At 71.1% G+C, this 23,095-nt stretch carries 22 protein-coding genes; 11 read left to right on the forward strand and 11 right to left on the reverse strand.

Annotation, left to right across the window (positions count from 1 at the left end):
- Position 1 precedes the first annotated feature (1 nt).
- On the reverse strand, positions 2-1,615 hold the full coding sequence (locus K1T34_RS34975; protein ID WP_220238989.1) for an ABC transporter substrate-binding protein: 1,614 nt from the start codon (positions 1,613-1,615) through the stop codon (positions 2-4).
- 225 nt (positions 1,616-1,840) lie between these two features.
- Here K1T34_RS34975 and K1T34_RS34980 point away from each other — a divergent pair, with 225 nt between their 5' ends.
- From K1T34_RS34980 to K1T34_RS35000, 5 genes are all read left to right on the forward strand, one after another.
- Positions 1,841-2,578 (forward strand): FadR/GntR family transcriptional regulator, encoded by a 738-nt coding sequence (locus tag K1T34_RS34980; RefSeq protein WP_220238990.1) that lies wholly within the window; start codon positions 1,841-1,843, stop codon positions 2,576-2,578.
- Positions 2,579-2,714: 136 nt separating this feature from the next.
- Positions 2,715-3,266 carry a GNAT family N-acetyltransferase gene (locus tag K1T34_RS34985; protein ID WP_255637772.1) on the forward strand — a complete coding sequence of 184 codons (552 nt, stop codon included), beginning with the start codon at positions 2,715-2,717 and terminating at the stop codon, positions 3,264-3,266.
- A 40-nt stretch (positions 3,267-3,306) separates the two neighbouring features.
- Positions 3,307-4,296, forward strand: a complete 990-nt coding sequence (locus K1T34_RS34990) for a hypothetical protein (protein WP_220238991.1) — start codon at positions 3,307-3,309, stop codon at positions 4,294-4,296.
- Between the two features lie 38 nt (positions 4,297-4,334).
- Complete coding sequence (locus K1T34_RS34995) at positions 4,335-5,042, forward strand: histidine phosphatase family protein (RefSeq protein ID WP_220238992.1); 708 nt, start codon at positions 4,335-4,337, stop codon at positions 5,040-5,042.
- A gap of 73 nt (positions 5,043-5,115) precedes the next feature.
- Positions 5,116-5,910, forward strand: a complete 795-nt coding sequence (locus K1T34_RS35000) for an SDR family NAD(P)-dependent oxidoreductase (protein ID WP_220238993.1) — start codon at positions 5,116-5,118, stop codon at positions 5,908-5,910.
- A 7-nt stretch (positions 5,911-5,917) separates the two neighbouring features.
- Here the strand turns inward: K1T34_RS35000 and K1T34_RS35005 are convergent, their stop codons facing one another.
- The gene (locus tag K1T34_RS35005) at positions 5,918-6,145 is read right to left on the reverse strand and encodes a three-helix bundle dimerization domain-containing protein (protein ID WP_220238994.1); all 228 of its coding nucleotides are present in this window, start codon (positions 6,143-6,145) and stop codon (positions 5,918-5,920) included.
- A gap of 175 nt (positions 6,146-6,320) precedes the next feature.
- On the opposite strand from K1T34_RS35005, the gene K1T34_RS35010 reads away from it, so the two are divergent.
- Positions 6,321-7,055, forward strand: a complete 735-nt coding sequence (locus K1T34_RS35010) for a sugar phosphate isomerase/epimerase (protein ID WP_220238995.1) — start codon at positions 6,321-6,323, stop codon at positions 7,053-7,055.
- Positions 7,052-8,155 carry a Gfo/Idh/MocA family protein gene (locus K1T34_RS35015; protein WP_220238996.1) on the forward strand — a complete coding sequence of 368 codons (1,104 nt, stop codon included), beginning with the start codon at positions 7,052-7,054 and terminating at the stop codon, positions 8,153-8,155. Before K1T34_RS35010 ends, K1T34_RS35015 begins: the two co-directional genes overlap by 4 nt.
- A gap of 55 nt (positions 8,156-8,210) precedes the next feature.
- On the opposite strand, the gene K1T34_RS35020 is transcribed toward K1T34_RS35015, so the two are convergent.
- Complete coding sequence (locus tag K1T34_RS35020; RefSeq protein ID WP_220238997.1) at positions 8,211-8,804, reverse strand: TetR/AcrR family transcriptional regulator; 594 nt, start codon at positions 8,802-8,804, stop codon at positions 8,211-8,213.
- Positions 8,805-9,188: 384 nt separating this feature from the next.
- Here K1T34_RS35020 and K1T34_RS35025 point away from each other — a divergent pair, with 384 nt between their 5' ends.
- Positions 9,189-10,385, forward strand: coding sequence for an MFS transporter (locus K1T34_RS35025; protein WP_220238998.1), 1,197 nt, complete (start codon positions 9,189-9,191; stop codon positions 10,383-10,385).
- A 6-nt stretch (positions 10,386-10,391) separates the two neighbouring features.
- Here K1T34_RS35025 and K1T34_RS35030 read toward each other — a convergent pair whose 3' ends face one another.
- From K1T34_RS35030 to K1T34_RS35040, 3 genes are read right to left on the reverse strand one after another with little or no spacing between them, the layout of a single operon-like run.
- Complete coding sequence (locus tag K1T34_RS35030) at positions 10,392-10,883, reverse strand: GerMN domain-containing protein (protein ID WP_220238999.1); 492 nt, start codon at positions 10,881-10,883, stop codon at positions 10,392-10,394.
- Positions 10,880-12,316 (reverse strand): HAMP domain-containing sensor histidine kinase, encoded by a 1,437-nt coding sequence (locus tag K1T34_RS35035; protein ID WP_220239000.1) that lies wholly within the window; start codon positions 12,314-12,316, stop codon positions 10,880-10,882. Before K1T34_RS35035 ends, K1T34_RS35030 begins: the two co-directional genes overlap by 4 nt.
- Entirely contained in the window at positions 12,313-13,008 is a 696-nt protein-coding gene (locus K1T34_RS35040) for a response regulator transcription factor (protein WP_220239001.1), read from the reverse strand. The genes K1T34_RS35035 and K1T34_RS35040 overlap by 4 nt, the downstream gene beginning before the upstream one ends.
- A 223-nt stretch (positions 13,009-13,231) precedes the next feature.
- Between K1T34_RS35040 and K1T34_RS35045 the strand changes: the two genes are divergently transcribed.
- Positions 13,232-13,771 (forward strand): D-alanyl-D-alanine carboxypeptidase, encoded by a 540-nt coding sequence (locus K1T34_RS35045; RefSeq protein WP_220239002.1) that lies wholly within the window; start codon positions 13,232-13,234, stop codon positions 13,769-13,771.
- Here the strand turns inward: K1T34_RS35045 and K1T34_RS35050 are convergent.
- Positions 13,755-14,246, reverse strand: a complete 492-nt coding sequence (locus K1T34_RS35050) for an emopamil-binding family protein (protein WP_220239003.1) — start codon at positions 14,244-14,246, stop codon at positions 13,755-13,757. The two genes, K1T34_RS35045 and K1T34_RS35050, sit on opposite strands and share 17 nt — an antisense overlap.
- Before the next feature lie 53 nt (positions 14,247-14,299).
- Between K1T34_RS35050 and K1T34_RS35055 the strand changes: the two genes are divergently transcribed.
- Positions 14,300-15,112 (forward strand): DUF1295 domain-containing protein, encoded by an 813-nt coding sequence (locus K1T34_RS35055; RefSeq protein WP_220239004.1) that lies wholly within the window; start codon positions 14,300-14,302, stop codon positions 15,110-15,112.
- An 890-nt stretch (positions 15,113-16,002) separates the two neighbouring features.
- On the opposite strand, the gene K1T34_RS35060 is transcribed toward K1T34_RS35055, so the two are convergent.
- From K1T34_RS35060 to K1T34_RS35070, 3 genes are all read right to left on the reverse strand, one after another.
- A complete protein-coding gene (locus K1T34_RS35060) occupies positions 16,003-16,527 on the reverse strand; it encodes a DUF6069 family protein (RefSeq protein ID WP_220239005.1) in 525 nt (174 codons plus the stop codon).
- A gap of 44 nt (positions 16,528-16,571) precedes the next feature.
- Positions 16,572-17,162, reverse strand: a complete 591-nt coding sequence (locus K1T34_RS35065; RefSeq protein WP_220239006.1) for an HdeD family acid-resistance protein — start codon at positions 17,160-17,162, stop codon at positions 16,572-16,574.
- A 109-nt stretch (positions 17,163-17,271) separates the two neighbouring features.
- Positions 17,272-18,408: a cytochrome P450 gene (locus tag K1T34_RS35070; protein WP_220239007.1), complete on the reverse strand. Its 1,137-nt coding sequence runs from the start codon at positions 18,406-18,408 to the stop codon at positions 17,272-17,274.
- 91 nt (positions 18,409-18,499) lie between these two features.
- Here K1T34_RS35070 and K1T34_RS35075 point away from each other — a divergent pair, with 91 nt between their 5' ends.
- Positions 18,500-19,552 (forward strand): TetR/AcrR family transcriptional regulator, encoded by a 1,053-nt coding sequence (locus K1T34_RS35075; RefSeq protein WP_220239008.1) that lies wholly within the window; start codon positions 18,500-18,502, stop codon positions 19,550-19,552.
- A gap of 59 nt (positions 19,553-19,611) precedes the next feature.
- On the opposite strand, the gene K1T34_RS35080 is transcribed toward K1T34_RS35075, so the two are convergent.
- Positions 19,612-22,908, reverse strand: coding sequence for a S8 family serine peptidase (locus tag K1T34_RS35080; protein WP_255637773.1), 3,297 nt, complete (start codon positions 22,906-22,908; stop codon positions 19,612-19,614).
- Between the last annotated feature and the right edge of the window lie 187 nt (positions 22,909-23,095).

Consider the following 23,095-nt stretch of genomic DNA (forward strand, 5'->3'; position numbering starts at 1 on the left):
GTCAGACCGGCTTGGCCTGGTTGAGGTAGATGCCGGGGTAGCCCTGCGCGTGCACGCCGGTGATCGCCTTCGGGTCCCATGCCGTGCCGAGCTGGGTGAACACGATCGGGTAGATCACGGCCTGCTCGGAGATCAGGTCCAGCAGCTGCTTGTACAGCCCGTTGCGCTTGGTCTCGTCCGGCTCCGCGGCCGCCTGGTCCTGCAGCCCGAGCAGGGCCTGGGTGTCGGCGTTGTTCCAGCGCGCGTACTTCGTCATCATCAGCGACTGCGCGTCGTAGTAGTAGCGGATGAGCAGGTCGGGGTCGTTGCCGAACTGCATCGGGTTGTTCGTGGTGGACACCACCTGGAAGTCGTTGCCGTTGTCCAGCTTGGAGAACAGCGCCTTGGTGTCCTGGGAGTCCAAAGTGGTCTCGACGCCGATCGCGTCCCAGCCCTCCTTGATCACCTTCACGCAGTCGAGCACCAGCGAGGTGTTGGTGGTGGACAAGGAGATCTTCAGGTTGCTGACGCCGGCCTCGGCCAGCAGCTGCTTCGCCTTCGCCGGGTCGTAGGCGAAGCTCTGCGACGCCGGCTGCGACTGCGGCAGCTTCGGATTGATGAACGACGTGCCCGCGGTGCCGGTGCCGCGCAGGCCGATGTCGATCATCTTCTTCTTGTCGATGGCGTAGTGCAGCGCCTGGCGCACGCGCTTGTCGCCGAAGGGTGCGTGGGCGGTGTTGAACATCAGGTACAGGTTGTTGCCGCCGTCGGCGAACTCGACGGTGCGCCCGGCCTTGCGCAGCTGGTCGGCGTTGGCGGCGGGAATGTTCTCCACGATCTGTGCATCGGGCTTCGCGCCGGAGATCGCGGCCACGCGCGGGGCGGAGTCCACAATGGACTTCCATAGCATCTTCTGGTACGCGGCGGGGCGGGGACCGTTGTAGTCGGCGAACTTCTCGAACGAGGTGTGCGACAGCGGCGCCTGCTCGGTGACCTTGTACGGGCCGGAACCCACGACCTTGCCGCCGACGGCGAGCGGCCAGTTGTTCTCGTACACGTGCTTCGGGAGGATCTTGCAGATCTGGATCCGCTGCAGCGCGTACGGGAAGGGGAACTTCAGCACGAACTCGACGGTGTGGTCGTCGACCTTCCTGACTTCTTTCAGCCACTGGGCGAAGAAGCTGTGGATCAGCACGTTCTCCTTCGCGTCCAGGGCGCGGGCGTAGGTGAACACCACGTCGTCGGCGGTCACGGGCTGGCCGTCGTGCCACTTGGCGCCGTCGCGCAGCTCGAACTTGATGCTGGTGCCGCTCACGTCGGCCGGCAGTGCCTTCGCGAGGCCGGGGAACGGGGCGCGCGTGACGGGGTCGCCTTCGACGAGCGATTCGTAGCTGTGCAGGATGGCGGCCATGGAGAACGCCGAGGCGGTCTGTAACGGGTCCCAGGACTGGTTGTTGCCGTAGCCGATCACTGCGGTGAGGGAATCGGTGGAGCTGCCCGTCTTGTTCGTCGACGCGGGGCCGCCGCACGCGGCCAGCGTCGAGGAGAAGGCGGCGGTGGCGCCCACGAGGCCCGCGTAGCGCAGCAGCGTGCGCCGGTCGAACGCGGGGCCGGTCCCCATGGCGGTTCGGGACATCGATGTCTCCTGACTGTGTGTTTCGCCCACCAGAAGTCATGAGAAGTAGGACGTGGGACGTCCTATGACTTCGCCGAACCCTAGAACTCAGCCGGGTACCGGTCAAGGGGACGGCGCGTTTTCGCCACCGGGCCGGGATCTACCGGGGATTCGATGAGGTATGACGTAGGATGTCCTCCGATGGCGACGTGCCAGCGAACGAAAGAAACATCCGGGGAGACTGTTTTGGCGCGCCCGCAACGCAGTGAAGAGATCACCAAGCGGATCATCGACCTGATCATCGACCGCGACCTCCCACCGGGCGCGCCGATGCCCACCGAACTCAGCCTGATGGAAGACATCGGCGTGAGCCGCAACTCGATCCGGGAGGCGATCAAGGCGCTGCAGGCGCTCGGCATCGTCGAGATCCGCCACGGCTACGGCACCTTCGTCGGCTCGGCCGGCTCCGAGGCCCTGCAGACGTGGCTGCTGTTCCGCACGCGCACCCGCGGCGCCAGCGACGCCGGGCGCCTGCGCGACCTGCTCGAGGTCCGCGAGATGATCGAGACGGAGCTGACCCGGCGGGTCGCGTCGGAGCACCGCCCCGAGCTGATCGCCGAGCTGGAGGCCTGCGTCGCGCGGATGCGCCGCAAGGGGCCGGATGCCGCGGTCGCAGACCGGGAGTTCCACGACCTCATCTGCGCGGAAGCAGGCTTCGACCTGGCGAGAGAACTCACAGGGCTGTTCTGGGACGTCTACCGCGCGGCCGAGGGCGAGCTCGGCGGACCGGTGTCCTCGGCGGCGAGCACGGCGAAGCGGCACCAGGTGATCGTCGACGCCCTGGTCTCGCGCGACGGCGACGCCGCGGCGGAGGCCGTGCACCGGCACTTCGACGAGGTGCGCAAGCGCGCGAAGGCCGGCCGTTACGGCGGGTTCGGCGAGGCGCGGCCGGCCGAGGCGGATTCCGCGGCGGCGACTTCGTAGCGCGGTTCGCGGCGGTGCCATGGCGTCCGCTGGGTGCTCACGCACCTCGTCGAGAGTCCGGCCGGCACGCCGACATCCTTCCGGAACTGATCGACGGCGCGACCGGGCGTTGATCGGTTCGTAGACTGGGCGGCCGATGAGGAGGTGCGCCCTGGACGCAGTCGAGGTCGAGATGCTGCCGCAGTCCGCCGCGGCCGACGAGGTGCCGGCAGCCGAGGTCGCCGCACTGGTGAACGCCGTCTACTCGACCGCCGAGGCCGGCCTGTGGGCGGGCGACGCGGACCGGACGAGCGCGGCCGAGGTGGCCGGGCTCGTCGCGGCCGGCGAGATCGCCGTGGCGCGCCAGGCGGGCCACGTGGTCGGTTGCGTGCGCGTGCGGACGGTCGCCGACGGCGTGGGCGAGTTCGGCCTGCTGGCCGCCGCGCCGCAGCAGCAGGGCGCGGGCATCGGGCGTGAGCTGGTGCGGTTCGCCGAAGACCGCTGCCGTGCGCTGGGCCGGCGGCGGATGCAGCTCGAGCTGCTGGTGCCGCGGTCGTTCACGCACCCGTCGAAGGAGTTCCTCGCCGCCTGGTACACGCGGCTGGGCTACCGCATCGAGGAGAAGTCGACGATCGAGGAGGCCCACCCGCACCTCGCGCCGCTGCTGGCGACGCAGTGCGACTTCCTCGTGTACCGCAAGGACCTCTGAACGCTTCGTCGTGACACGTTGTGTGGCCTTCGGACACTTCGTGGGGACGCTGCCGCAGTTCGCGGACGCGGGAGAGGCGTTTCGGTGGCAGCGCGGCGAGCTCGCGGGGCAGTTGCGCCGGATCAGTGGCGGTGAGACGGGCAAGCGCTTGCAGTGGTTCGTGCCCGTGGTCAAGGAGCTCAAGAGCTCCGGCGCGGTGCGGGTGGTCAAGGACGGTGACTGGACCGGCTACGACGACACCGACCGCCTCGTGGCCCGGCGGCTGGAGCCCGGGCAGATTCCGTTGCACATCGCGGACGACGCGCTGGCGGAGTTCGAGCTGCTGCGTGCTTCCGGCACTCCCGCGACGGCGGAGGAGCCGTTGCAGGTGGGCGTGCCGGGGTACCTCGACATGGCGTTGTTCATCTTCGGTCCGCTCGGGGTGTTCAAGCACGCGCGCGCGTTCCTGCGGGCCGCGGACGCGCAGATCTCGCGGGTGCGGGCCGCGGAGGGCGACCGGGTGGTGTTCCAGCTGGAGCTGCCGCTCGCGTTGATCGCCGTGACCGCCGCGCCGCCGCCGCTGCGCCGGCTGGTCGCCGAGCTGATGGCGTTCCTGGTGACCCGCCCGGCGGCCCGGGCGCCGGAGGGCACGCGGTTCGGCGTGCACCTGTGCTTCGGCGACCTCGGCCACCGCGCTCTGCGGCAGCCTCGCTCGGCCGCGCCGATGGTGGCTCTCGCCAACGCGGTGGTGCGGCGCCGGCCCGCCGGCCGTCCGCTGGACTTCGTGCACCTGCCGATGTCCGGCGGTGACGAGCCGCCGCCGACCTCCGCCGCGTTCTACGCGCCGCTGCGCCGCCTGCGTGCGGGATCGGCCGTCGTGGTCGCGCGGATCGCGCACGAGCGGCAGGACGAGCAGGCCCAGCTGACGGTGCGCGACCACGTCGAGACGGCGCTGGGCCGGCTGGTGGACCTCGCCACGTCGTGCGGCCTGGGACGGCGCTCGCCCGCGGAGGCGGAGGGAGCCGTGGCCCGGATGCGGTCGTTGCTGTGAGGGTGTGACCACGCGTCCGTCCGGGGTATTGAGGACCTGTGACGACACGACTGGACTGGGTCGGCCTGCTGCGCCACGGGCAGAGCACCGGCAACGTCGCGCGCGAGGCCGCCGAGGCCGCGGGCCGCGAGGTCATCGACATCGCCGAGCGCGACGCCGACGTGCCGCTGAGCGAGCTGGGCCTGCGCCAAGCGCGGGCGGCGGGGGAGTGGCTCGCGGGTGAGCCGCCGCAGCTCGTGGTGGCCTCGCCTTACCGGCGCGCCCTGGACACGGCCCGCGTCGCCCTCGACGTGGCCGCCGCCGGGGGCGTGGAGGTCCCCGGCGGCCTGCGCGCCGACGAGCGCCTGCGCGACCGCGAACTCGGCGTCCTCGACCTGCTCACCAGCCGCGGCGTCGCCGAACGTTGGCCCGACGAACTACGCCGCAAGCAGCGCCTCGGCAAGTTCTACTACCGTCCACCCGGCGGCGAGTCCTGGGCTGACGTCGTCCTGCGCGTTCGCTCGCTGCTCGCCGACCTGAGCGCCGAGACACCGGGCCTGCGCGTGCTGTTCGTGGCGCACGAGGTGACGGTGTTCGCACTGCGCTACGTGCTGGAAGGCGTGCCCGAGCCGGACCTCCTGGCCGCAGCCGCCCGCACCGACATCCCCAACGCGTCGGTCAGCACCTGGGAACGCGGCCACGACGGCGGCTTCCGGATGACGGTTGCGCAGGACGTCGGGCACCTCGTCGACGTGCCGCTGGTGTGAGTGACACCCAGCGAGCGCGTGCCCGGCGCGGGATGATGGCACACCAAGATCATCGGCAACCGGAAGGGAAATCATGAAGCTCGACCTCGACGGCAGGACGGCGCTCGTCACCGGGTCCACGCAGGGGATCGGCGCGGCGATCGCCGCGGGGCTCGCGAAGGCGGGTGCGCGCGTGGTGGTGAACGGGCGCGGCGACGCGGGCGTCGCGCAGGCGATCGGGGAGCTCGAGAACCAGGTGCCGGGGGGCGAGTTCGTGGCCGGGGCCGGCGACGTGACCACCGACGAAGGCGCGCGCCAAGTCCTCGACCGTGCGGGGCGCGTCGACGTCCTCGTGAACAACCTCGGCATCTTCGGCGCGCAGGAGCCGCTGGAGATCACCGACGACGAGTGGCGGCGCTACTTCGAGGTCAACGTGCTCGCGGCCGTGCGGCTGACGCGCCTGACGCTGCCCGCGATGACCGAGCAGGGCTGGGGCCGCGTGCTCAACATCGCGAGCGACTCGGCCGTCGTGATCCCCGCCGAGATGATCCACTACGGCATGTCGAAGACGGCGCTGCTGGGCGTGTCGCGCGGCTTCGCCAAAGCGGCGGCGGGGACGGGCGTCACGGTCAACTCCGTGATCGCCGGTCCCACGCACACCGGAGGCGTCGAGGACTTCGTTTACCAGCTCGTGGACGAGAACCTGCCGTGGGAGCAGGCGCAACGGGAGTTCATGAAGACCCACCGCCCCCAGTCGTTGCTGCAGCGGCTGATCGAGCCGGAGGAGATCGCGAACCTCGTGGTGTACCTGAGCTCACCGCTCGCCTCCGCCACCACCGGCGGCGCCCTCCGCGTCGACGGCGGCTACGTCGACTCGATCCTTCCGTAAGGCCCCGTCAGCGCCCTCGGGGCTCACCGAGCCGGTCGCGCACCTGGCGCTCGACGAGCACGGGCAGGAAGCTGCGCACGCCGGCGTCGTCGAAGTGCTGCCGCTGTGCGGTGATCGTGCGGTTGATCTCGGGTTCGCGCGCGCTGCCGTACTCGTCGACGAGCCGTGACTTCAGCGCGGAGAAGCTCTCCTCTTCGCCCTTCACCATCAAGTCGTCCATGCCCTGGTGGGTCATCGCGTCCCTTTCCGTGGTTTCGGCCCTTCCTGACTGCTGCCCGCCACGGGCCCTCCTCAAACGGCGGGCGAACGTGTGGACCTGTCGCAAACGCCTGGTGTCAATTTCGACCACCTGGTAGAAATTCAGGCGACGCGGCGCCCCTGGCGCCGAACCGCGAAGCCAAGGAGCTGGAATGGGCAAGCCTTCCGTGCAGCTGTACTCGGTCCGCGACGCGTTCGCGGCCGACCCGGCGGACACCCTGCGGCGCCTCGCCGCGATCGGGTTCACCCAGGTCGAGCCGTACGGTGTCGTCGAGAACGTGGCCGCGCTCGGCGCCGGTCTGCCGGCCAACGGGCTGACCGCCCCGACGGCCCACGCGAAGCTCATCGGCGAGGACCAGCACGCCGTGTTCGCCGCGGCGAAGCAGCTCGGCATCGCCGTGGTCATCGACCCGCTCGTGAAGCCCGAGCAGTGGCAGAACGCCGCGGACATCACGGCCACCGCGGAAGCGCTCAACGCCGCCGCGAAGGTCGCCGAGGAGCACGGCGTGCAGGTCGGCTACCACAACCACTGGTGGGAGCTGGAGTCGCGGATCGACGGCCGCCACGCGTTCGAGGTGTTCGCCGACCAGCTCGACCCGGCCGTCGCGCTGGAGGTCGACGCCTACTGGGCCACGGCGGGCGGGGCGAACGCGCCCGAGCTGCTCGCCCGGCTCGGCTCCCGGGTGCACGCCATCCACGTGAAGGACGGCGCGCTCGCCACCGACGCGGCCGGTCAGGTCCCGGCGGGCCAGGGCAGCGTCCCGCTCCCCGAGGTTCTCGCCGCGGCGCCCGACGCGTTGCGCGTGGTGGAGTTCGACCGTTACGACGGCGACATCTTCGAAGGCATCGCCGCCAGCTTCGCTTACCTCACCGAGGGCGCGAAGTGACCAGCGGCCCCGTCGGCGTCGGCCTGATCGGCGCGGGGGTCATCAGCGACACCTACCTCGAGAACCTCACGGGCTTCCCCGACGTGCGGGTGCTCTCCGTCGCCGACCTGGATGTGGCCCGCGCGCAGGCGCAGGCGGCGAAACACGGTGTGCCGCACGGGGAAACCGTCGCGGAGCTGCTGGCGAACCCCGAGATCGAGCTGGTCGTGAACCTCACGATCCCGGCCGCGCACGTCGAGGTCGGCCTCGCGGCGCTGGAGGCGGGCAAGAGCGTGTGGGCAGAGAAACCGCTCGCGCTCGACCGCCAGACGGGCCGCAAACTGCTCGATCGCGCGCGGGAGAAGGGTTTGCGCGTGGCGAGCGCGCCGGACACCGTGCTCGGCGCCGGCCTGCAGACGGCACGGCGCGCGATCGAGGCCGGCCGCATCGGCGAACCGCGCACGGCGCTGGCGCTGTTCCAGACGCCGGGACCGGAGAGCTGGCACCCGGCGCCGGAGTTCCTGTTCCAGCACGGCGGCGGCCCGCTGCTGGACATGGGGCCGTACTACCTCACGCAGCTCGTGCAGCTGTTCGGCCCGATCCGCAAGGTGACCGGCGCCGGCGGCCGCGCGCGGGACACGCGCGTGATCGGCTCGGGTCCGCGCGCCGGCACGGAGTTCGCGGTGACCGTGCCGACCACGGTGACCGCGCTCGTCGAGTTCACCCGCGGCGGCAGCGCGCAGATCGTGCTGAGCTTCGATTCCGCCTTGGCGCGCACGGGTTTCGTCGAGGTGTCGGGCGCGCTCGGCACCGCGGTACTGCCGGACCCGAACCGCTTCGACGGCCCGACGAAGCTGCACCTGCTGGGTGCCGCCGAGCCGGAAGCGCTTGCGCCGCAAGGACACGCCGCCTCGCGCGGCACGGGCGCGCTGGAGCTCGCCCGCGCGATCCGGGCCGGGGTGCCGGAACGCGCGTCGGGGGAGCTGGCCTACCACGTGCTCGACGCGATGCTCGCCATCGACGAGTCGATCACACGCGGCCAGTCCGTTGAGGTGGCCAGCACCGTCGAGGTCCCGCCCGCCCTGCCGGGCGGCTGGGACCCCTACGCCCGCACGCTCTAGCGGGCCGGCGGTCCGTGAAGGGCACTTCGGGGGAGGTGCCCTTCACGGACCATGGTCAGTCCTCGAGGGGCACGGTCAGCAAGGTGTGCAGGTAGAACCGCAAGGAGCCGACGAGGTCGACGTCGCCGGGGGTGGTGAGCCATTGGACCTGCAGCCCGTCCATGAGCGCGATGAACGTGAGCGCCGCGAAGTCCGGGTCCACGCCCTCGCGAAGCTCGCCCGTCGTGGCCAGCAGCCGGAACGAGCCGATCACGCTTTCGCGCGCCTGCCGGTAGTGCTCCACGAAGTACTCGTGCGCCGGATGGTCGGGCGCCACGGCCTCGGCCGCCAGCCGCGAGTACAGGTCGACGATGCCCGGGTGGCGCACGTTGTGCTCGGCCAGCGCGACGAAGTGCCGCAGCACCTCCAGCCCGGGCGGCACAGTCAGCTGCTCGCGCTCGGAGTCCTCGGCGTCACGGCGTTCGAGCACGGCGGCGAGCAGCGCTTCCTTGGTGGGGAAGTAGTACAACAGCCCGGCGTGGCTGATGCCGACACGCTTCGCGATCTCCCGCAGCGACGAACCGTGGTAGCCGGCCTCGCCGTACACCACGGCGGCCGCGGAAATGATGTCCTCGCGGCGGATCCGGCCCTTCAGGTAACCCCCGGTCACGGGAGCGTGCTCGGTTCGGCGGGTCGCATGCTGCAATTCTGCCCCGGCTCCGCCGGGGCGGCGAGATCGCCTCTGAGCCGGCTTCCGGATGGGGCGGTCGGATCGGCCGGGGGCCGATCGCACCGCCCCATCCGGAAGCCGGCGCGATCTCGCGCTGTGGTCGCCTCGGCAGGTGCGCGACCAGGGCGAGTGGGCAGGTGGTGGGTGAGCAGGGGTGCGCGAGCCGGGGGTGATCGAGCAGGTGGTGCGCGAGCCGGGGTGAGTGGGCAGGGGCGAGTGAGCAAGTTCGATCGTTTGGCGTGATCGTTCGAACAAAAGGATTGTGCGTTGCCGAGGTCGCTGTGCGACCATGCGAGTGCCGAACCCGAGGAGGATCCGACTGCGATGACCGAATCGTCCCCGTCTGCAGGGTTGCCGCGCGGTGCGCGCGTCGCGACGTGGAGCTTCTTCGCGCTCAACGGGTTCGCCGTCGGCATGTGGGTGGTCCACATCCCGGTCGTCGAGCGCGCCACGGGCATCTCGCACACCACGCTCGGCGCGCTCCTGCTGGTGCTCGGCGGCGCGGCCTTCGTCGGGATGCAGGTGTCCGGCCCGCTCGCCGACCGCTTCGGCCACCGCCGCGTGGTGCCCGCGGCCGGCGTGCTGCTGGGCTTCGCGCTCTTCCTGCCCGGGCTGGCCACCAGCTGGTGGGCGCTCGGGCTTTCTCTGGTGGTCTTCGGTTTCTTCAACGGCTCCCTCGACGTGGCGATGAACGCCCAGGCCGTGGTCGTCGAACGCGCCTATCCGCGTCCGATCATGGCGGCGTTCCACGCGATGTGGTCGATCGGTGGCGCGCTCGCCGCCGTGGTCGGGGCGGCGGTGCTGGGCACGGGCATTCCCACGGCCGTCACGCTCGGCGCCACCGGCGCGTTGTGCGTCGTCGCTTCGCTGGCCGCGGGTCGGCTCCTGCTCGACTCCGGTCGTCCCGAGCCCGTCGAAACCGGCCCCGCGCCGGTCACACCGAGCCGGACCCCCTCGCGCGTGGTCTGGCTGCTCGGCGCGCTCGCGTTCGCGCTGATGCTCGCCGAGGGCGTCGCGAACGACTGGGCCGCGCTGCACCTGCAGGACGTGCTGGGTACGTCGGCGAGCACCGCCGCGCTCGCGTACGGCTCCTTCGCCGTGGCGATGACCGTCGGCCGCTTCGCCACCGACCGGGTCGCCGCGCTGGCCGGGCCGGTCGCGGTGGTGCGGTACGGCTCGGCGCTCGCGGCCGTCGGCCTCGCCACCGCGTCGCTGTCGCCCTGGGTGCCGCTCGCGCTGGTCGGCTGGGCGATCTTCGGCCTGGGTCTCGCGGGCGGCGTGCCGCAGCTGTTCACCGCGGCCGGCAACCTCGACACGCGGGCGTCGGGTGCGCTGATGGCGCGGGTCGTCGGACTCGGCTACGTCGGGCTGCTCGCCGGCCCCGCCCTCATCGGCGGGCTCACGCGGTGGATGCCGCTGAACGTCGCGTTCGCCGTGCCGTTCGCGCTCTGCGTGGCCGCGGTGGTGGCGGCGCCGGTGATCGCGCCGCGGCAGGTCCGCGAACCGGCCGAAGTCGGCTGACGGCGCTCAGCCGCAGCGTTCGCCACTGCGGACGTTGCCCCCGCCGACGAGCGTGAACACGCTGCCGTCCGGGGCGTCACGCAGGTGCAGCGTGCACACGATCTGCGACACGGCCAAGGAAGACAGCGCCTGCACGTCGGTGGCCAGCTGCACGGTGACTTCCGATGCGGAGATCATCACGGCGGCCGGCAGGGCGGTCTGCGGGACCTCGGTGGTGAAGCCGGACGCCTTCTCTGTGGACGTCGGACCTTGTACCAGCGCGTCGATCAGCGCGGAATCGGTCTGGTCCAGACCGGGGCGCTGGACCCGGACGACCGCGCCGTCGGCCACGAGGTAGATCGAGCTGATCGCCGGCGTGCCCGGCGCGGTGGACGGCGGGCCGCTCGGCGCCTCGTCGCCGGAGATCGCGCCGCTCGGCTGCACACCGCACGCGGTGGCGGCCAGCGCGACCAGCACGAGTGCCACGTACCCGAACGACCTGGTGGCGCGCCGGATCACGCCTCACCGCCCGGGTTCAGCGGGAGCCGCAGCGTGAAGATCGCACCGCCTTGCGGACGGTTGGCGGCGGTGAGCTCGCCGCCGTGCAGCTTGGCGTTCTCCCACGCGATCGCGAGCCCGAGTCCGCTGCCCTCGGAGCGGCTGCGCGCGGTGTCGGCCTTGTAGAAGCGGTCGAACACGTGGGGGAGCACCTCCTCTTTCAGCCCCGGGCCCTCGTCGGTGACCTCGATGATGAGCGATTCCTCCGCCGTGCTCAACCTCAGCCGGACGGGCGGCGCTCCGTGGCGCAGCGCGTTGCCGACGAGGTTCGCGACGACCACGTCGAGCCGGCGCGGGTCGAGCCGCGCGCGGACACCCGGCGGCAGCTCCGTGGCCACCTCGCCGACCCAGCCGCGGGCGCGCAGGGTGACGCCGATCGCCTCGGCGACGTCCACCTCGTCGAGCGCGAGCGACGCGGACCCGGAGTCGAAGCGGGTGACCTCGATGAGGTCGTTGACCAGCCGCGTGAGGTTGTGGGTCTCCTGGCTCACCAGCCGCACCGCGCGCCCGGCGATCTCGGGCAGGCCGGCGACCTCGGACTCCAGCACCTCGGTGACCGCGGTCATCGCGGCGAGCGGGGTGCGCAGCTCGTGGGACACGTCGGCGACGAACCGCCGCGCGTCCGACTCCATCCGTTCCAGCTCGCCGACGTGGTGCTGCAGCGACTCCGCGGTGGTGTTGAACGTCTTGCCGACCTCGGCGAGCTCGTCGGTGCCGTGGATGGTCAGGCGCGTGTCCAGGTCGCCTTCGCCGAGGCGGTGCGCCGCGCGACGCAGCTCGCGCACCGGCCCGAGCACGCTGCGGGCGGCCGCGAGCGCCAGCAGCAGCGCCAGGACCACCGCGCCGGTGCCGGTCAGCCACGCGCTGCGGGCCAGCGTGGCGATGCTCTCGCTCTCGGCGTCCAAGGGCTGCAGCACGAAGACCTCGATCCCGGACGGAACCGTCTCGTGTGACCTGCTGGTCGTGAGCCGCAGCTGAGTGCCGATCAGCAGCCGGGTTTCGCCGCCGACGTCCACGCGCTGCCAGGCGATCGAGCCCCGCCCGACGATCTCCTTGACCTCGTCCGTGATCACGGACGCGGGCAGATCACCGCCGGAGACGCCGCCGGCGGTCACGAGCGCGTTGCCGGTCCGTCCGGCGATCTCGCCGGCGACTTGGTCGAGCTGGCCCTCCGACGGCTGGTCCACGGGCAGCGGGTAGAGCAGCTGGATGCGGCTGCTCAGCTCCCGCACCGCGTTGTCCTGCGTGTTCGTCAGGATGGTGTTGCGCGCCGTCCGGTACCCGAACCCGGCGACGGCGATGGTCGTGAGCACGCTCAGCAGCACGAACGCGAGCAGCAGCCGCGTGCGCAGGCCCCAGCCGGGCCAGAGCTTCCGGAACCGGGCGCCGGTCACAGCGGCCCGAAGCGGTACCCGAAACCGCGCAGGGTCTGCACGTACACCGGGGCCGCGGCGTCGTCCTCGATCTTCGCGCGCAGCCGCTGCACGCACGCGTCGACGAGCCGCGAATCACCGAGGTAACCCTGGTCCCACACGGATTCCAGCAGCTGCTGGCGGCTGAGCACCCGGCCCGGCGACGCGGACAGCTCCAGCAGCAGCCGCATCTCCGTGGGCGCGAGGCTGACAGGCCGGCCGTGCTTGCTCACGACGAGCCCGTCGCGGTCGATGGTGAGGTCGCCGTGGCGCTCGACCTCGGGTTTCGGCGTGCCCGCCTGGCGCTGCTCGCCGCCGGTGCGCCGCAGCACGGCCTTGATCCGGGCCTCGAGCACGCGCGGCTGGGCGGGCTTCACCACGTAGTCGTCGGCCCCGGCCTCGAGCCCGGCGACCACGTCGATGTCGTCGTTGCGCGCGGTGAGCATGATGATCGGCAGGTCACCGGTCGCGCGGATGCGCCGGCACACCTCGAACCCGTCCATCCCGGGCAGCATCAGGTCGAGCACGACGACATCGGCCGGGCCCGCGCTCAGCCGCGCGAGCCCTTCCTCGCCGCTTTCCACCGCGTCGACGGTGTGACCCTGGTAGGTCAGGGCGATCTGCAGGCCGTCTCGCACGGCCTGGTCGTCTTCGATCAACAGCACCCGGGGCATGTCTCCCACTATCGCAGCGCACTTCCGGGCCCGCCCGTCCGGATTCCCCGGACAGTCCACAGCGGACACCTCCCGAGAGGATCCGCGTCCGGTCTCATCGCGGGGTGCGCGGAATGTCATGGTTGCGTAACAGCCTCGCCCGTGCGGAGCTGTTACAAAACTGTCGGGGTCCGCGTACACGACTTCGACCGTCGGCGCACACGGGGCCGCGACCGTGGACACCATGACCGAACTGCTCCGCTCCCGTGCCTACGCCGTGGCTACCCGGTTGGTGGCCGTGCTGCTGCTGCCGGTGGCTTTCGTGCGTTCGCCCCACCACGCCCGCCGGCTCGCCTGCCAGTGGGCGCTCGCGCTGCGCTACCCGGCGGAGGACCTCGCGGGCCTCACGGCCGCGGCGCGCGAGGCGTTCGTGGCGGCGCGCACCGACGCGTTCTGGCGCGACGGGCAGCTGATCGGCCTCACCTCCGGCCACCGCGACGCCGCCCGGCAGCACGCGATGTTCACCGCCGAGGTCCGGCGCACGGGTTCCGCGTGGGCGGCCCGCCGGCTCGTGCTGCCGCCCGAGCAGTCGGCCCACGTCGGCGGCTTCGCGCTCGACGTGCGGCCCACGGAAGGCGCGCAGTGGCTGGAACGCCACGGCGCGGCGTACCACCTGCACCGCCGCTACGACAACGAGTGGTGGCACTTCGAGTACCACGCCGACACGCTGCCGATCCGCCTGCCGCACCCGGGCGCGGCCGTATTGGTCAGAACCGCCGGGTGAACGGCATCGGCTTGCGCATGCGGATCAGCAGGAGCAGGGGCACGAGCACGTACCAGATGTTGAAGGCCAGGAACTTGACCGGGTTGCCCGTGCGCATCGCCGGGTCGCCGAAGAACTCCACACCGAACACGACGACGCCGGTGAGCGTGACGATCATCGTCGCGTAGATCACGGCGAACAGCTGGATCCAGTTCTTGCCGGCGAGCAGGCACACGACGAGCACGACGTAGAACGGCATGTACACGAACGCCGAGAGCCCCGTGACGATCCGCATCCAGTCCGGCGGGTGCATGAAGAGGATGTCGGCGTCGTGGGCGTACCAGTAGTTGGAGTTCACGAAGAAGTTGTCCGACGGGCCCGAGAAGTCGACGCCCACGGTCGGCAGCAGGTCGCTGATGAGCGAGGTGATCGTGAACGCGGCGAACACGATCGCGAAGAAGATGTCGATCCCGCGTCGGCGCAGCGGCAGGTTCATAGGATGATCCTAAGCGGGCGGCTCGGGCGGTACTCGGGCAGTAGAGTGCGGGCATGAACGCGTTCCAGGTCTGCCTCTGCGTCTTCGCGGGCGTCTGCGCCCTGTGCTGGGTGCTCTCGGTGATCACGCGCGAGTACTCGTGGGTGGACCGGATCTGGTCCCTGGTGCCCGTGGCGTACGTCGCGATCTTCGCCGCCTTCGCAGGCTTCGCCGACGCGCGCCTCGACGTGATGTTCGTCTTGGTGCTTCTCTGGGGTTTGCGCCTCACCTTCAACTTCGCCCGCAAGGGCGGCTACGCCCGCGGCGGCGAGGACTACCGCTGGGTGGTGCTGCGCGGGAAGATGGCGCCCTGGCAGTTTCAGGTCTTCAACTTCTTCTTCATCACGATCTACCAGAACGCCATTCTGCTGCTGATCGCGCTGCCGGCGTGGACGGTTTTGGAGTATCGGTCGCCGTTCGGTGTGGGTGATGTGATCGTGGCGGTGATCTTCGTCGCGTGCCTGGCGGGGGAGACGGTCGCGGATCAGCAGCAGTGGAACTTCCACCAGTGGAAGAAGCGCGAGCAGGACGCCGGGCGGGTGCCTTCGCCGCGATTCCTGCAGAGTGGTCTGTTCCGCTTCTCGCGGCACCCGAACTTCTTCTTCGAGCAGGCCCAGTGGTGGCTGGTGTTCGTGTTCGGCGCCGTGGCCTTCGGCGGAATCCCCTGGACGATCGCGGGCGCGGTCCTGCTGACGCTGCTGTTCGTGGGATCGACGATCTTCACGGAGACCATCACGCGGGGGCGGTACCCGGAGTACGCGGAATATCAGCAGCGGACTTCGGCTGTTGTGCCGTGGATTCCTCGGAGCCGGGTTCCGGTGGGCTGAGTTTCACGCGCTTCGTCGGGAGCATCGCACTTCGCGTTCTTGCAACTGGTCGCGGTCGGCAGGGTTTCAGGTAGAGCTCGTTGATCCGCCGTTCGGTGGCGCAGTGCCGGATGGCGTGTTCGCGGAGCCGCAGTTCCGCACCCTTGGTCGCCAGGTCGTGCTCGGCGGTCTGCCGCCGCGGTGCCGTGAGTACCGGCGCCAAGGCGCCGCCGGTGCCGACCTCGGTCGTTCTGACGGTGTGGATGCCGTCGAGTCGAGCGCGATCGGCGTCTGTGCGAGTGGCCGCGTTTCCGGAAACGGGAGGCTCAGGCGAATGACGCCGTGACGAATGTCCTCAGTAGACACTCACGCCGTAAACGAAACCGCCAACCCGCCACCACCCGTTTGTGGTGCGCCCACAGGGCGGACCGTCACCTGCGGCTGGTTCCGGTCAGGAGCCCGGCGCGGCGGAGTGGTGGGCCGAGAGGAAGGTCGCGGCGAAGGCAGCGGCGTAACCGAAGAAGGCGGCGTCCCCACCACAGTGAACGTTGCGGTGGCCACGCGGCCGTCGGTGCAGGGGAAGGTGGCCGTGTAGGTGCCGGGGCGGGTGGTGGCGGTGCCGGTGCCGCCGGCGCGGCCCCAGTTGCCGCCGGTGGTCCACTTGAGTGGGGCGGCGAAGCCGGGCGAGGTGACGGGGCCGGAGGGGCTGCAGCCGTTGCCTTGGGCGGCATACGTTTCCGCGTGCATTTCGCCGCCTGGCGCCACTTCCGAGGGCCACAGGGACCAGCCGACGTCACCTGGTGCCGTGAGAGATGCGCTCAACAGGGCCGCGCCCGTGAGAAATTCCGTGAACATGTCGTCCTCCCCGAGACTGTGTGCGGAACACGTTCGGGGAGGACGGGTGGTTGCCTCTAGCGGTCGTAGAAGTTCGACGGTGGTTCGTTCCACTGCTGCGTCGGGGCGTCAGGGCGCGGGGAGCGCTTGCGCCGGTGCAAAGTGCGTGCGTTGGCCGCCATGCTGTTCACCACGATGGCGATCACCAAGCCGATCACGAGGTTGATCGCGGCCGTCGCGTATTTGGCGCTCGTTTCGACCGTCAACGTCAGCGGCAGGACCACCGCGATGAGCGTCACGAGCACCATGATCCAGCCGAAGAACTGGCTGGGCGCGGGCGTCGCGACGCTCAGCAGGTGCATGAGGCCCGTGGCGAGCAGGGCGGCAAAAGCGGCGGCGAGCGCATACGCGGTGGTGCTGGCGCTGCCCCACGCGCCCTCGCCTTTGGGGGCGAGCACGGGGACGTCGAAGATGCCGCGGGCGATGAGCAGGCCGACGATGGCGACGAGCGCCGCCACCACCGCCGTGGCGACGCCGCCCGCCCACAGCCGCGCCGCGTCGATGCCGGGTCGGGCGTCCTGGTCGTACGGGTTCTGCGCCATCACGGATCCCTCCGTCAACGAAGCTGTCCCACTCGATTGTCGTCCTAAGCGGGCTCGTTCGCCTGGTCGAGTTTCGCGACGCGCCGCAAGCGGAAGGACAGGACGACGAGCATGATCCCGTACAGCAACGCGTAGATGCCCACGAGCAAGGCGATTCCGAACGCCCCCGCGATCGGGTGGATCAGCACCAGCACCCCCGCGATCACGGACACCGCGCCGGCCACGATGAGGAACGCCTCGCCCGTGATCTGCTTGCGCAGGCGGATCGCGGCGACGATCTCGGCGACGCCCGTGACCACCGCCCACGCCCCGACGAGCGTCGCCAGCACGAGGATGGTCGCGCCGGGCCACACCAGCGCGATCACCCCCGCGACGAGCCCGAGCAGACCCAGCAACGCGTACGCGAACCGGTGCGCGCCGTCGCCCGGGCGGAACGCCTGCATGAACGCACCCACAGCGTCCACGAGCGCGTAAATACCGAAAACGAGTGCCAGCGCCAGCACGGTGACGCCCGGCCAGATCAGCGCGATCACGCCGAACACCACCGCCAGCACACCGCGCACGAGAACCAGCGGCCACGTCTGCCGCGGGTCCATCACGAGACCACCGACCCCAGCAGAGATGTGTGCGGACATGCTTGCCTCCCGAGCACGATGCTGACCTGGGAAAACGTTAGCAGCGCAGGAAGATCCAAGCACCGCTTCGTTGTTCACCCGATCGGTGACGAAGTGTCCGAAGAGGACGTCAGAAGCTCACCGGCAGCCCGGCGAGCCGCCACGTGCCGGGGTCGGGCGCGCGCCGCACGTCGCCCAGGCTCAGCGCGGGAAAGCGCTCCAGCAACCCCCGCAACGCCACCTCCGCCTCCACGCGCGCGAGCGCCGCACCGAGGCAGAAGTGCGGGCCGTACGCGAACCCGAGGTGCCCGCCCTCTGTCCGCCGCACGTCGAGGCGGTCGGGATCGGTGAACACGCGCGGGTCGCGGTTCGCCGACGCGATCGCGGCCGACACGGGCTCGCCGGCCCGGATCGCCACGCCGTGCAGGGAAAGGTCCTCGGTGGCCTGCCGGGGAATCGTCAGCAGCTGAGGTCCGCACCACCGCATCAGCTCCTCGATCGCCGTCGGCCACAGTCCGGGTTCCGCGCGCAGCACGGCGAGCTGGTCCGGATGGGTGAGCAGGGCCTCGACGGCGTTGGCGACGAAGTTCGCCGGCGTCTGCCCCGCGAGCACGAGCTGCCAGACGAGGGTCACGAGCTCGGGTTCGGTGAGGCCTTCGGTCCCGGCCAGCAGTTCGAGGAACTCGCTCGCCGGCGGCGTGGTGAGGCCGCGCGCGCCGTCGATGATGCCGGGCACCGCGGCGGCGAAGCTCTCGCCCGAGCCGGCGACCACGTTCTGGCCGTAGCTGTGCCAGCGCGGCCGATCCGCCTCGGGCACGCCGACGAGCTCGCAGATCACCTCCATCGGCAACGGCTGCGCGAACCCGGTCAGCAGGTCGGCGCGCTCGGCGGGGAGGCCGTCGAGCAGCTCGTCGACGATCGGCTCGATCCGCGGCCGGAAGTCCGCCGCACGGCGCGCCGTGAACGCGGGGGAGACGAGGCCGCGCAGCCGCCGGTGCTCCGCGCCTTCCATCTCCTGCATCGTCCGCAGGTACGGCCGGCAGTGCTCGGGCACGTCGAGCGCCTGGTAGCTGCCCGGGCCGAGCGCGAAGCGCGGGTCGGTGAGCATCGCCCGCGCGTCGGCGAGGCGGGTGACGACCCACAGCGGGCCGAAGCCGGGGCCGACGAGCTTGGCCACGGGGCCGTGCTCGCGGGCGGCGCCGTAGACGGCGAACGGGTCGCGGTGGACCGCGGGGTCGGTCAGGTCGATCTCGGGGACGTCGGTCACGGGCACTCCTCATTCTGGATGGTGAAATCAGATGGTCTCATCATATGTACCCGAGCGCTATCGTGACCAGCAAGGGAGCACGAGGAGGACGATGGCCCGGCTGACCAGAGCGGAGGCTCAGGAGCTCAACCGCGCGAAGGTGCTCGTCGCCGCGCGCGACGAGTTCACCGAGCGCGGCTTCCGCGAAGCGAAGATCGACGTGATCGCCGAACGCGCCGAGCTCACCCGCGGCGCCGTCTACTCGAACTTCCCCGGCAAACGCGCGCTGTACTTCGCCGTGCTCGCGGAGGAGGCCGAGCGCGTCGCCGCCGAGCCCCCGGCTTCGGACCCCGCCCTCACGACCGCGGAGGCCCTGGGCGCCCTCGCCCGCGCCTGGGTCTCCCGCCTGCCGCTCGCCACCGACCGCGGCCCACGTCTCGGCGTGGACCTGGGGCCGGAGATCCTCGCCGACGAGCTCACCCACCGCCCGTACGCCCAGCTCTTGCGCTTCGAAGCCGTGGTCCTCGGCCTGGCCCTCGAACGGCTCGCCCCGTCCGCGGGCCGCCTCGTCCGCGTCGCCGAACTCGCGCTGACCACGTTGCACGGCGCCACCGGCCTCGCCGCGGCCGCGCCGGGCTTCGGCGAACCGTTCAACGTCGTGCGCGCGTGCGAAGCCCTGCCCGCCCTGGGGCTGGCCGACACGTGGCCCGCGGTCCCGCCGATCGTGGCGCACGCGCAGCCGGTGGACGAACCTTGGGTTCCGCCCGCGGCCTTCGACTCACTGCGGTCGCGGCCGGCCGAGCTGTCCGGTGACGGCGTCGTCGCGATCCTCGGCCTGCACCGGCTTTCCGCCGCGGAGGAGGCCGTCCGCGCCGCACCTGCGGACGCTGCTGTGACAGTCGCCGTGGTGACGGGTTCGGCGCCGGAGCTGGCGCCGTTGACGCACCTCGCGCTGGCGGAGCTGCGTGGTCACCTGCGCCGGGCTTTCCCGGCTTCGGCGTGGCCGCGCCTGCAGGTGCTGCGCGACGACTCCGGCGCGATCGCGTCGGCGGCCGGGGTTTCGGCGGTGAGCGATGCGACCGAAACGGCCGTGCGTATCACCTCGAGCCGCGTCGTGCGTCGCGCCGAAGGCTTCGGCGCCTGCCACGCCGCGGCGACGGGCTGAAAGAAAACCGGGCCGCCAGTCCGAAAAGGACTGACGGCCCGGTCGTCCGGAAATGACACTCAGCCGATCTTGTAGCTGTACGGCAGCGTCGCGATCACTTCACCGGTGCCGACCTGCGGGAGGCCCGTCACGCCGGTCGGGAGGGTCGGCACGGTCACCAGGTTGAGGTGACCGGTCACCGACGCGCCGCGCTTGCCCGAGGGCGTGATCGTCACGGTGACGGTCACCGTCTGGCCCGGCTGGACGAGCAGCGGCGTGCCGCCCGTGCCGTTGGGGTCGACGGACTGGTCGTACGGGTCGCCGGTGGACGAGCTCACCGCGGCGTCGAAGCCCGCCGTCTTGATCGACGCCGTGTAAGACGCGTGACCGGCCGGGGCGCCCGACGGGCCGAACGGGCCCATCTCCTGGACGCTGGCGAACCAGATGCCCTTCGTGACGTAGCCCTGCTTCTCGCCGATCGTCGCGACGGACACCGTGCTGCCGGCCTGCGCGGCCTTCAGGTCACCGAGCACGTCGATGCCCGCGGCCGAGCCCTGCAGCTCCACCTGAGCCGGCACCGACGACGACGTCGCGACGGTGAACTTGCTCGTGTCCGGCGGGATCGAGTAGATCGGCGCGTTGGCGCCGACCTCGGGCAGATCGACGTCGGTCGAGCCCTGGATGGGCTGCGGCTGCAGGGTCTGCTGCGCGTTGGTCCGCGCGTCCACGCCGATCGCGATCGGCTCGACGCCCGTGTTGCGCACCGTCACCGGCACCTTGACGGCCTGGCCGGCGGCCAGCTTCTTCGAGGCCGAGTTCGGCAGCGCGGGAGCGCTCACCACGACCTGGTCGAAGCCCACCGTGCCGGTGAACGGCTGGTCGATCTGCTTGCCCGTCACCGGGTTCTGCACCACGACCACGAAGTGCCAGCGGCCCGCCAGCGGGTTCGCGTCCGTGAGCTGCAACGTGGTGCCCTGCGACAGCTGGTTCGCGGAGCTGAGGAACACGTTGCTGTTCACGTCGGCGAGCTCACCGTTCGGGTCCACGAGCACACCGTCGATGACGGTGCCCGGGTCCTGCAGCTTCACCGCGACGTCGAGGTCCTTCTTGCCCTTGGGCACGTCGAACTCGTACGAGAACGTCTGCGCCGGCGAGACGGCCCGCGCGTTGCCGCCCGTGATCGTGCCGCCGAAGGAACCCTTGCCGTTCTTGGTCGGGACCAGTGCGCGCAGCACGGCGGACACGGTGGTCTGGTGGCCGTCGGAGCTGCCGAACGTGATCGAGTAGTCCGCGTCGCCGCCCGTCGCAGGGGTCTGCAGCGAAACCTTGACCGGCTTGGTCTGGCCCGGCTTCAGCGTCAGTACGCCCGGCGAGACCTGGCCGTACGGAATCGCCCGCTGAGTGGAGGTGGCGAGCTGGATGTTGCCGGTGTAGCCGGTCGGGCCACCCGCCGAGTACAGCACCGCGGTCCACGTGCCCGCGACCGGGCGCGTGACGTCCACGTTGGCGTAGTTCGCCGTGGCCGCGCCACCCTGCGGACGGCTGTTGGCCACGAACGTGCCGTCCGGCGCCAGCAGCGACACGCGCACGACCGGGGTCACCGACTGGCCGTTCACGGTCTTCGGGCTGCCCTGCCACGCCATCCGCGCGAGCAGGCGCTGCGCACCGGCGGGCACGGAGAACGTGACCTTCTTGTACGCCCAGTCCGTGCCGTTGTAGTACGGGAACGTCGGCAGCTTCGTCGAGTCGAACGCGGTGGTCTGCGTCTGCGCCGAAAGCGGCGCGAGCGAGCGCGTGCCCGCCGTGACCGTCAGCGGCTTGGTGCCGACGTTGGTCACGTTGACCGTGGCCTTCTGCGTGCTGCCCGGCGCGCCTTCCAGCGTGAGCTGGTCGGCGGACAGGGCGATGTTCGACGAGACACCCGCCGGGGCACCGGAAGTGCCGGGCGAGGTCAGTGCCGCCTCCACGGCCGCGCGCGCGTCGAGCAGGCCGGAGCCCTGCTCGTCGGCGGGCAGGCCGAGGTCACGCGTGGTGCCGGTGATGAACTGCTTCACCTGCGCGGGCGTCGGCGACGCGCCGTGGTGCGTGCCGCGGTAGGCCTGGATCACCAGCGCGGCGACACCCGCGGTGAGCGGGGCCGACTCGCTGGTGCCACCGAAGGATTCGAGGTCCGTCGGCTGCGGCACGGTCTGGAAGTTGCGGCATTCGGCATACGCGGGCGCGCAGTCGGCCCAGTTGCCCTCACCCGGGGCGACCAGGTCGATGGTGCGCCCGTTCTGCGTGATGCCCGACGACGACAGCGCGGAGATGTTGTCGCTCGTCCACTTCCCGTTGGAGAACGGGAAAGCCGCGTAGGTGGTCTGCGCGTAGAGCCGGTTGTCCGTGGTCGCGCCGGCGGAGATCACCAGCGGGTCGGTGGCCGGGCTGCCGATGGTCGACGTGATGCCCGCGTCGCCGCTGGAGGCGGTGACGGTGACGCCCGCGGCCACGGCCTCGTCGTTGAACACCTGGAACAGGTTGCGCGAGCTCGCGTCCGGGTACTGGTTCAGACCCAGCGACTCGTTGATCACGTCGACGTGGTCCACGGTCACCGCGTAGTCGATCGCCTGCAGCACCGCGGAGTTCGTGGCGGTGGAGCCGAACACGTTGAGCCCCACCAGGCTCGCGCCCGGCGAAACGCCCTTCACCACGATGTTGCAGCCCGCGGGCAGCGGGTGCTTCTCGTTCACGAACTTCGACAGGTCGTGCACCACCACGCCCTGCGCGGCGATGGACGACGCGTCGCCGAACGCCTCGGCGCCCGAGTCGGTCGTGGCGGGACCGTCGCCGGAGAAGTCCTGGTAGTCGGAGAAGACGTGCGAACCGTCGGGACGGATGAAGTCCGCGTAGTTCGGGTCCATGTTGTCCGCGAGGAACGCGACCTTCACGCCCGAGCCGTCGGCGAGGTCCGAAGCGGCCTTGGACCCGTCGGTGCTGTACGCGTGGATCGAGGTCAGCGCCTCGGGCTCCAGCAACGGCTTCGCCGGGTCGGTCGGGCAGATCGCGTTCGGGTCCTGGTTCTGCGCCGTGCCGCCACCGGCCTTGGGCGCGCCGGCGTCCGCGTTCTTGCCCGCGGGGTTCGCGTCGGGCAGCGTTACTTTGCTGTCCGGCAGCACCTGTGCCACGGCCGGGTCGGCCGCCAGCTGCGCTGCCTGGTCCGGCGTCACCGTGGCGGAGAACGCGTTGCCCAGCGCGAAGTGCTTGACCTTGGCCGGCGCCGTGCCGGCCAGCTTGGCCAGCACCGACTCCTGCTGCTGGGTCGCCTTGGCCCGCCGGGTTCCCGAAGCCGCCTTGGTGGCCGGCGCGTCGGGCAGCTGGTCCTTGAGGACCACGATCACCGATTGCGGTGCGCTGCTCGCCTGAGCGGTGGGCGCGGCGACGGCGGCCTGACTGCCGAGCTGGGTGACCCCGGCCAGTGCCAGACCGCCTGTCGCGGCTATTACGAGCGCGCGAACGGATCGCGAGGAACGCCGCATGTGCAGCTCCCACTTCCTTCTCGAAGGGTTCGAAAGTTACCGGCCCCGA

The sequence above is a fragment of the Amycolatopsis sp. DSM 110486 genome (genome assembly GCF_019468465.1).
Lineage (GTDB): Bacteria > Actinomycetota > Actinomycetes > Mycobacteriales > Pseudonocardiaceae > Amycolatopsis.